The sequence below is a fragment of the Microcystis sp. LE18-22.4A genome, from assembly GCF_027531105.1.
Classification (GTDB): Bacteria; Cyanobacteriota; Cyanobacteriia; order Cyanobacteriales; family Microcystaceae; genus Microcystis; species Microcystis aeruginosa.
Genome location: NZ_JAPZRB010000442.1, coordinates 1 through 9,010, shown reverse-complemented (window position 1 = coordinate 9,010; position 9,010 = coordinate 1). Strand labels below are relative to the sequence as shown.

Annotated in this window: 6 protein-coding genes; 4 read left to right on the top strand and 2 right to left on the bottom strand. The window is 42.0% G+C overall.

The window, feature by feature from the left end; genetic code table 11:
• The first annotated feature begins 121 nt into the window (after positions 1-121).
• On the top strand, positions 122-517 hold the full coding sequence (locus O9295_RS19480) for a hypothetical protein (protein WP_079208919.1): 396 nt from the start codon (positions 122-124) through the stop codon (positions 515-517).
• Positions 518-1,364: 847 nt separating this feature from the next.
• Here O9295_RS19480 and O9295_RS19475 read toward each other — a convergent pair.
• Positions 1,365-1,580, bottom strand: coding sequence for a hypothetical protein (locus O9295_RS19475; protein WP_155726769.1), 216 nt, complete (start codon positions 1,578-1,580; stop codon positions 1,365-1,367).
• Here O9295_RS19475 and O9295_RS19470 point away from each other — a divergent pair.
• The gene (locus tag O9295_RS19470; RefSeq protein WP_288034667.1) at positions 1,572-2,186 is read left to right on the top strand and encodes a Uma2 family endonuclease; all 615 of its coding nucleotides are present in this window, start codon (positions 1,572-1,574) and stop codon (positions 2,184-2,186) included. The two genes, O9295_RS19475 and O9295_RS19470, sit on opposite strands and share 9 nt — an antisense overlap.
• Before the next feature lie 203 nt (positions 2,187-2,389).
• Complete coding sequence (locus tag O9295_RS19465) at positions 2,390-5,140, top strand: glycerol-3-phosphate acyltransferase (protein WP_288034664.1); 2,751 nt, start codon at positions 2,390-2,392, stop codon at positions 5,138-5,140.
• A 522-nt stretch (positions 5,141-5,662) separates the two neighbouring features.
• Here O9295_RS19465 and O9295_RS19460 read toward each other — a convergent pair.
• A complete protein-coding gene (locus O9295_RS19460) occupies positions 5,663-7,819 on the bottom strand; it encodes a putative PEP-binding protein (protein WP_288034661.1) in 2,157 nt (718 codons plus the stop codon).
• 293 nt (positions 7,820-8,112) lie between these two features.
• Here O9295_RS19460 and O9295_RS19455 point away from each other — a divergent pair, with 293 nt between their 5' ends.
• A complete protein-coding gene (locus tag O9295_RS19455) occupies positions 8,113-8,808 on the top strand; it encodes a response regulator transcription factor (RefSeq protein WP_002795661.1) in 696 nt (231 codons plus the stop codon).
• Positions 8,809-9,010: the final 202 nt, after the last annotated feature.

The window sequence follows — 9,010 nt, the reverse complement described above, 5'->3', positions numbered from 1 at the left end:
CTTAGCATAGAAGACTGAGTAGTATGAGTTACAGCAGAGTTGGTTTGTTAATTTTGTCCATCAGTGTAATTCCAGCTAAATCTCTCACTTTTTTCCGTTATCAATTACTAAGGAGATTTCGATGGCTAAACAATATATGCCCCTTGAAGATTGCTCTGGGTCTGCGGTATTGGGTGGAGAAATTCCGCAATTACGTCCCCCAGCATTTTCTGATAACTCAAAATATACCACATTTACCTATACCTATTATCCAGAGGGATTGGAAATTTCCGATAGCTATATCTATTATCCAGGAGAATCAGAAATTTCCGAAGCCCTTGCCAGGGAAATCACTACGTTCGCCGTTCCCCCGACAAATTATCCAGAGGGATTGGAAATTTCCGATAGCTATATCTATTATCCAGGAGGATCGGAAATTTCCGAAGCTGTTGTTCCTAATATTAGCACTCGTCTCTTCTATGCGCTCAAAGCAATCATAGCATTTTTCATCAGAATGAGCCATGGGCAAGGGGCTTAAACCCTTTGTTGGCAAAACTTGTCGATACCTCAGTAACGTGAAAAGCGCTATAACTACACATCTAAGCCGCCGACATCGTCTTCATCATCAGGAGGGGCTGTAACATTCAAGAAAACGGGTTTCTTAAAGAAACCCGTTTTCTGGTTTAAAATGATCAACCCCTCCAATTAATGAAGGGTTAATTGAAGTTTTCATTGATGGTTTCAGGTTAGAGAACGCAGCCTACTATAGGCAAAGGAACAGGGAATAGGGAACGGGGAAAAGGGCGGCTCTCTCTCAACAAATTTGGGGGGCTATTCCCTTAAGTTGACAGCAATGGAATGCTTGCGCCCTCCCCTAGATAACTCTGCTTATCACCACAAGTACGGGATAGCCTAAATGTTAATTTTTATTAAATTGTCATGCAGAATACATTATAGGGGGGGGTAGTGTGTATCGTTAATTAAAGGTCGCCTTTGGGGTTGGGTTACGTTGTCCCTCAACCCAACCTAATTGTCCAAAATAAAGATTTTTTGAGCTAAATTGATGTTTAATTTTGGTGGGTCAAGCAAAATACGATTTGATGGATTCTATTACTCTGAACCCTATGAAGAACACTTTGGGGAAGTAGATTTTCTGCGGTTTTACCGTGACGGTTCTTGCATTAAGCACTGGACTCAATCAAACGACATCGACTTCATCATGCAGTACATTGACGTACCAGCAGCTAGACATGGCCAGAACACTCTATCTGGATGGGCTGGAACATTCAGCGTTAATCAAGGAGACCTCTTTATAAACTTACTAGGCGGGTCCGGCGGTAAAGAATTTTATGAGGGTGTAATATTGCCAAATGGAGATCTAAAAACTAACTGGCAACTGACTCCTTCCAATCCTTCTTATGGGCCTCGCCGTCGTTACCAATTATATTTTTGGTTTCGTCCTCATCGTTTTTGGCAGCGATAGTGCGATCGCAGATTGTGTAGAGAGTTTGTAGGGTGGGCAATGCCCACCTTACTTCAAGGTAAAATAGAGCTAAGGAAGTTAGTAGAGAGAGAATGCTATTTTGCCAGCTATGAGCCAAACTTTACCTAAAACTGTTAATTTCGAGGAATTCGTCCTTTGGCTGCCTGAAAATTCGGGAGTGCGTTATGAGCTACACAAGGGAAATATTATTGAAATGGCACAACCCGCAGGAGAACACGAGGAAATCAAAGGATTTTTAACTGTTAAACTCAGTGGAATAATTGATAGACTAGGGCTTCCTTATTTAATTCCTAACCAAGCGATTGTCAGACCTGCTGGTAAAAATTCTGGTTATTTTCCCGATGTATTAGTGCTAAATCGAACCAAGCTCGCTCAGGAAAAATTATGGAAAAAAGAATCAATCCTTAGGGATGGTGCATCTATCCCTCTGATCATTGAAGTGGTATCGACTAACTGGCGTGATGATTACTACTTAAAATTTGCTGATTATGAAGAAATGGGTATTCCTGAATATTGGATTGTCGATTATGCAGCCTTGGGTGGGCGTAATTTTCTCGGCACTCCTAAACAACCGACCATCTCTGTTTGTCGCTTAGTTGAGGAAGAATATCAAATTCGGCAATTTCGAGACAGTGATCGCCTAATTTCTCAGACTTTCACGGAATTAAATCTCACTGTCAATCAGATTTTCTTAAGTCTGTAGGGTGTGCATCGTCCACCTTACTCTTTTCGTTTTTTTCTTCAGTTTGAGTGGTTGATTTTGCCGCTTAAAATCCGCAATTATTGCCTTTATTTGCTCAATATGATGGGGTTTTAAGCCATTAAGCTCAATTTATTTTATCGCTTTCGTGTTCATGTTCTCAAGGTCGTTACTAAGACAAGATCGTAAACTAAGACGCATTTTAAATGAGAGAAATTTGGGGATCCCTATTTATTTTTTTAGTCTGTCCCATAATCGGGGGATTGCCTCTGATCGATTGGATAAATTATCTCGTAACTGGACGTAAATTATCCCAATTAGGTACTGGTAATATCGGTGTAACTGCCGCTTTTTACCATGGGGGTAAATTGGTGGGAATTTTGGCGGTAATTTCGGAAGCAGCCAAGGGAATTATCGTTATTTTCCTAACCCGTTTATTTTTTCCCACCGGCTCTTCTTGGGAATTATTAGCTTTAATTGCCTTAGTCATGGGGCGCTATTGGTTAGGAAAAGGTGCGGGAACTACTAATGTTTTCTGGGGATTAATCGTTCACGATTTTGTCGCTGTTTTTCTCACCTCAATCATTAGTGGGATTAGCTTTACTATTTTTCGAGAAAAATCTACGGGTAGATTGGTAGGATTATTTTTATTAGCTTTAATTCTCACCTTGCGCCGTCCCCACGATTCAGGTTATATTATAACTGCCATTGCTTTAGCCTGTTTATTAGGGGCAATTTTTCAAAAAATAGCCGACGATTTAGACTTACCCGAAGCAAGTGTTAACAATGAATCAAAAACTATGTTTCGTTTTTTTCGTGGAGATCGATCGATCCAAACCCTTGATGACAATCTGACGGCCTTAAAAGTGGGACAAAAAGCCGCCACTTTAGCCGATCTTAAGCGTGCCGGTTATCCCATTCCTAGGGGTTGGATTTTACCCCCGGGGGATGATCCACAACCGTTAATAGAATCTCTTAATCCTGATATAAATCATCCCTTAGTCGTGCGCTCTTCCGCTATTGGAGAAGATAGTGAAACCGCCTCATCTGCGGGACAATATACCACAATTCTTAACGTCATCGATCGAGAAAATTTAGCGGCGGCGATTTTAAGTTGCCAAACCTCCTATAATAGTCCTAATGCTGTTAATTATCGACTCGATCGAGGTCAAGAAAACACGGCCATGGCTGTGTTAATCCAAGAACAAATTCGAGGAGTTTTTTCGGGAGTTGCCTTCAGTCGTGATCCGATTAATCCTCTCAGTTTAGATGTGGTTATTGAAGCTTTACCCGGAGATGCCACCAGAGTTGTATCGGGAAGAATCACCCCCGAAAGTTATCGAGTTAATTTAGAAGAAAATATTATCATCGGAGCGGGAGATATTCCCCCGGCTATTATTCAACAGGTAGCTAATCTTTGTCGGCAATTAGAAAACCTTGATCATGGCATTCCCCAAGATATAGAATGGACTCATGACGGACGAAAATTATGGTTATTACAGTGCCGTCCTATCACTAATTTACAGCCAATTTGGACAAGAAAAATCGCGGCTGAAGTTATCCCTGGGGTGATTCGTCCTTTGCCTTGGTCAATTAATCGTCCTTTAACCTGTGGAGTTTGGGGAGATATTTTCCAGTTAGTTTTAGACAAAAAAGCTCTCGATTTGGACTTCAATGAAACAGCGACTTTACACTATCAAAGAGCCTATTTTAATGCTTCTTTGTTAGGAACAATTTTCCGTCGCATGGGATTACCTCCAGAAAGCTTAGAATTCCTGACCAAAGGGGCAAAGTTTACCAAACCACCTTTAACGGCAACTTTGGCTAATTCCCCTGGTTTATTAAAACTTTTAGGACGGGAATTACAGTTAGAAAAAGACTTTAGCCAAGATCAAAAAAACTATTTTATCCCGACGCTCAAAAAAATTAACGCTACTGCCCCAGAAGCTTTATCTTCAGGGGAGATTTTAGAGCAAATTGAGGAGATTTTAACCGTCTTAAAAAAAGCCACCTATTATAGTATTCTTGCCCCTCTTAGCTTCGCCTTGCGTCGCAGTATTTCGCAAGTACCTTTTGAGAAATTGGATAACTCCCAAGCGCCAGAAATAGCCTCAATGCGATCGCTATCTGAACTGAGAAAAAATACGATCAATCGAGATTTTGACTCAGCTTTTTCCCTCTGGTTAGAAACCTACGGTTATTTAAGCGAAGTGGGGACTGATATTTCCATACCGAGATGGCGAGAAAATCCCCAAGAGCTGCTACAACTCCCCTTAGATAGTCCGGGTAATAATAGCCATAAAAAAGTTAAATCTTCCCACAATGTCCAAAAAAGATTAAATATCAAAAACCAAGTGACTGAAATTTACTCCCGTCTTTTAGCTCACCTACGCTGGCATTTTCTCGCTTTAGAAACCCTCTGGTTACAGCAGCAAATATTATCGGAGACGGGAGATATATTTTATCTAAATTACTCAGAAGTTACCCAGTTAGGTCAGAATAATAAAATCGCCAATCTTAACCAGATTATCCGCCAGCGTCGCCAACAATTCCAAGAAAACTCTCAATTAACCGATATTCCCTACATCGTTTATGGACAACCACCGAAAAGAGAATTTTTAGTTTCAAATTTAACTGCCAAAAAACGCTTACAGGGAATTGCCGCTAGTGGGGGGACAGTGGAGGGACGAATCAAAATTATGCCCAGCTTACAAAATCTAGAAATTGCCCCTAATACTATTCTCGTTATTCCCTATACTGACTCAGGATGGTCGCCTTTATTATCCCAGGCTGTGGGCATTATTGCCGAGGTGGGGGGACAATTATCCCATGGTGCTATTATTGCCAGAGAATACGGAATTCCCGCGGTTATGGATGTGCATAATGCCATGAAATTGTTAAAAGATGGTCAATTAATTCGTCTCGATGGCAGTCAAGGAATTATTGAAATTCTCTAGGCATTAGGGGACAGGGTGTGGGGTGTGGGGTGTAGGGTGTAGGGTGTGGGGTGTAGGGTGTGGGGAGTTTTCTCAGTTAACTGATAACTGATAACTGATAACTGATAACTGACTTCTAACCCAATGTTGCTCAAAGATAAGCAAAAATTATCTATGAACTCCAAAAACTTGAGAATATTTAAATTAACATTTCGCAATATTTACAAATTCTTAAGAATTAATTGAGAAAGATTTTTATTTAACAACGATGTTATGATGGTTACAGCGATTTTACTGAATTTCATAGTGGGGTATTCTATGCTTTTTTGGGCAGCAACGGTTGAAACCCTTGCCACACCTAGAAGGTAATCCTCATTAAGACAGGTAAATGAGTCAATTTCACCCACAACGATGATCTTTTTTTTGTGTAGTTTTATTGCAAAAAAAAAGTTTTTCTGACAAAAAGCACAAAGTATGAATTAGGAAGTGGGGTAGTGGGGAAGTGGGTTGATGGGGTAGTGGGGTAGTGGGGTAGTTCGGAAGTTATCTGCTATTTTCCAATAAAAATCTTCTTTCGGCGCGAACAATTGCCTCTCTAGTGGCTAAAACTGCTTCTGTATCCACCGAAAGAGAATTCACACCCCAAGCAATCAGATCATCGATAATTTCAGGATACTGAACGATGGCCATGCCGCAAACGGAACAGGGAATCTGTAAAACTTTTGCTTGAGTGATAATTTGTTTTAAAGCTGCCCTGACTGCGGGATGACGGGCGTTAAAATATTCTGAGAAATGTTCTCGATCGCTACCTAAAAGTAATTGAGTTAAATCATTAGTACCAATAGCGATTAACTGTACCCCCGCTTGCACATAATCCGCTAATTGAAAGATTACCCCCGGTACTTCCACCATTATCCCCAATTGGAAAGAAGGGACTTGAGTGAGTAAAGCCGATTGTACCCGTTGCCGGCAGAAAATAAATTCCTCAACCCCGCGGACAAAGGGAAGCAGTAAATTAATATTGGTGGCGCTGGTGGTTTGTACCCGTCGTAAAGCTTGCAATTCTAGATCGAATAGAGTCGGATCTAATATATAACCATGGGTTCCCCGACTGTCTTGAGCCGAATGTTGAGCATCAAAAGAACGGTAAAATAAAGGCTTAGGTTGGATACTAAGGGCAAATTGTGCGATTAAATCACTTAATCTCTCGATCAATGCTTCTTGATGCTCTGGTGTTAACCATTCTTCTAGATTACGCTGAGAAAGTAAGTCTAAAATCATCCATTCTGAGCGCAATAAACCGATCCCATCAATAGGCAGTTCTCGGATTCCGGCAATACTTTCAGTTTGACTGAGATTAACCATCAAACGGGTAGCAATTGCCGTCCCGTCGGTTTCTCTGGGGGGTGGTGGGGGTAAGGAAATCTGTTCCTGAGATGCTAGAGAAATAATTCCCCTCGTACCATCTACTAAAATTATCTCCCCTGAGCGGATAATTTCCGTGGCATTTTTCACCCCGACAACGGCAGGAATGGCTAATTCCCGGGCTAAAATGGCTCCATGGCTAGTTAATCCCCCCTGTTCCGTGATCATTGCTCTAATTTGGCGTAAATGGGGCAGTTTTTGGGGAGGTAAATTAGTAGTAACCAGAATGCAATCCTGAAAAGTTGCCTCTGGGGAGTCGAAATTGCTGATCACTTTTGCCACTCCCGATGCCAACCCCGGGGATGCCCCTAATCCTCTTAAGGGATAATGGCAGGTAGTAGCGGTGATTTCCTGACTGTGACAGTTGAGAATATAAATTTGACCATCCAGCATCATCAGCCATTCTATGCTGGTTAACGTCGGTTTTTCCGTCAGCAGAGATTGAACCAGTTGACAAAGGCGATCGAGGGCGAAATTATCTAAACAGTAGCTTTCCTGTAAACTGGGTGCTAATAATTGTGGCGCGAGCAGATTACTGTCACTATTGAGATAATAAGCGCGGGATTTATTGCCTAATTGCCGACTGCGTAATTGACCGGAGCGATCGATAATATAGGTATCCGGTGCCACTTCTCCATTAGCTAAACTGTGTCCTAATCCCCAAACCGCCTGAATTTTCCAGTTATCGTCATTAATCAACACATTTCCCGCACAATTGGCCGGTAATAACGGTTGTACCAGTAAAGATAATTGAATGTTTTCTAAACCAATTCCCATTTTTCGCCAATAAAATAGACTTCTGGCGGTGAATAACTCCGCCCAAGCTTGTTTTAGGGCATTTTCTAGATTATCTGCTTTAATTCCACTGATTGGGGCGGAAAATAAACCGAGCGTTCGCCGAGCCAGATTAGCTGGTAGAGAAAAGCGCCATACTAGGGTATCCATGGATAATTGTGCCACGGCCGCCGCTAGTTCTTCTAACCAGAGAGGAGGAATTTGCGCTTGTAAAATGGCGCGCCGACTTTCTTTGGCGACTAATTGCAGAGCTTTGGCGTTATCTACGTCTAAATAGAGGGAAGATTGCGGAAAATCAGTCAAGAAAGAGTCAGCATTGTTGATAGTTTCCAAAAATTCCGCAAAAATGCGGTTAAAAATGGCAAATCCCCCGATAATTGGGTATCCTCGCTGGTGTAATTCACTGGCAATAAAAGCTTTTTCCCCCACCAGGGGGCGATCAGAAGCACTAATGCGATCGAGCCAGCAGAGAATGGTCACGGGATTTGTTAAGAATGGTGAAAGGATTCTAAAATAATCTAGGTGATTTTTGTAACTTTTTAGTTCTATCTGCTAGTTTAACTCACCGTCACTATCTTGAGGATGATCTGGGAAGTGGGGAAGTGGGGAAGTGGGGTGTAGGGTGTAGGGTGTGGGGTGTAGGGAATGGGGAGATAGGGGAATTTCAACTAATACCCCAAAACCCTAAAACCCCAACTCCTGACTACTGACGACCGGCTCCTGATAGCTGATAAGATAGGATTCGGACAATATTCGATCGCTGCGAGAAATTGATGGACACACCTGCGAAAGTTTTGTTAGTGGATGACGAACCGGGGGTTCGTGAATCTGTGCAAGCATATCTACAGTACGGGGATGACTTCGAGGTAAGAACTGCTAGTAATGCTAACGAAGCCTGGGATTTACTCAATCAAGAAATTCCGGAATTAGTCATCTCCGACATTATGATGCCGCAGGTGGATGGCTATCAGTTTCTGAAGAAATTGCGCGAAGATGCTCGTTTTCAGACAATTCCCGTGGTTTTTCTCACTGCTAGGGGGATGACGAGCGATCGCATTCAGGGTTATAATGCCGGTTGTGATGCTTATTTATCCAAGCCTTTCGATCCCGAAGAATTAGAAGCATTAATCAAGTCTTTAATCGAGCGCCGTCGTCAATCCCTGCAAGCCACCAGCGAAAACGCTAGATTAGAAGAAATTGCCCGAGATATCCGGGAATTAAAACAGCAGGTGGGACAACAGAACACTTTTACTACTACTCCCCCCCCGATTAAAATTGACCTTACCCCCCGGGAACAAAGCGTTTTAGATTTAGTAGCGGAGGGATTGATGAATAAAGAAATTGCCAGTCGTCTAGAAACCAGCGTCAGAAACGTAGAAAAATACGTCAGTCGCTTATTCAGCAAGACTGGTACTAATAGTCGCACGGAATTGGTACGTTTTGCCCTAAAACACGGTTTAACCAGTTAATATAGCAGCTAAGGACAAAGTAGCGGGCAACTTTCTTCTTAGAAATATCCCTTGGGAAAAAGGCTCTTCTAGGTTCTGTGTGATAAGTTTAACTTACATAGGATCGATCGATCTTTGTGTCCTTTGTGTCTTTGTGGTTCGTTCCACCCCCTCGCTAGGAGAAATGTATCTTAGAATACATTTTACCCACCAAAGCTGGGAG

Bases quoted from the DNA above. Each gene is read 5' to 3' on its own strand.
- O9295_RS19480 (WP_079208919.1), top strand. From the start codon at position 122: ATGGCTAAACAATATATGCCCCTTGAAGATTGCTCTGGGTCTGCGGTA.
- O9295_RS19470 (WP_288034667.1), top strand. From the start codon at position 1,572: ATGAGCCAAACTTTACCTAAAACTGTTAATTTCGAGGAATTCGTCCTT.
- O9295_RS19465 (WP_288034664.1), top strand. From the start codon at position 2,390: ATGAGAGAAATTTGGGGATCCCTATTTATTTTTTTAGTCTGTCCCATA.
- O9295_RS19455 (WP_002795661.1), top strand. From the start codon at position 8,113: ATGGACACACCTGCGAAAGTTTTGTTAGTGGATGACGAACCGGGGGTT.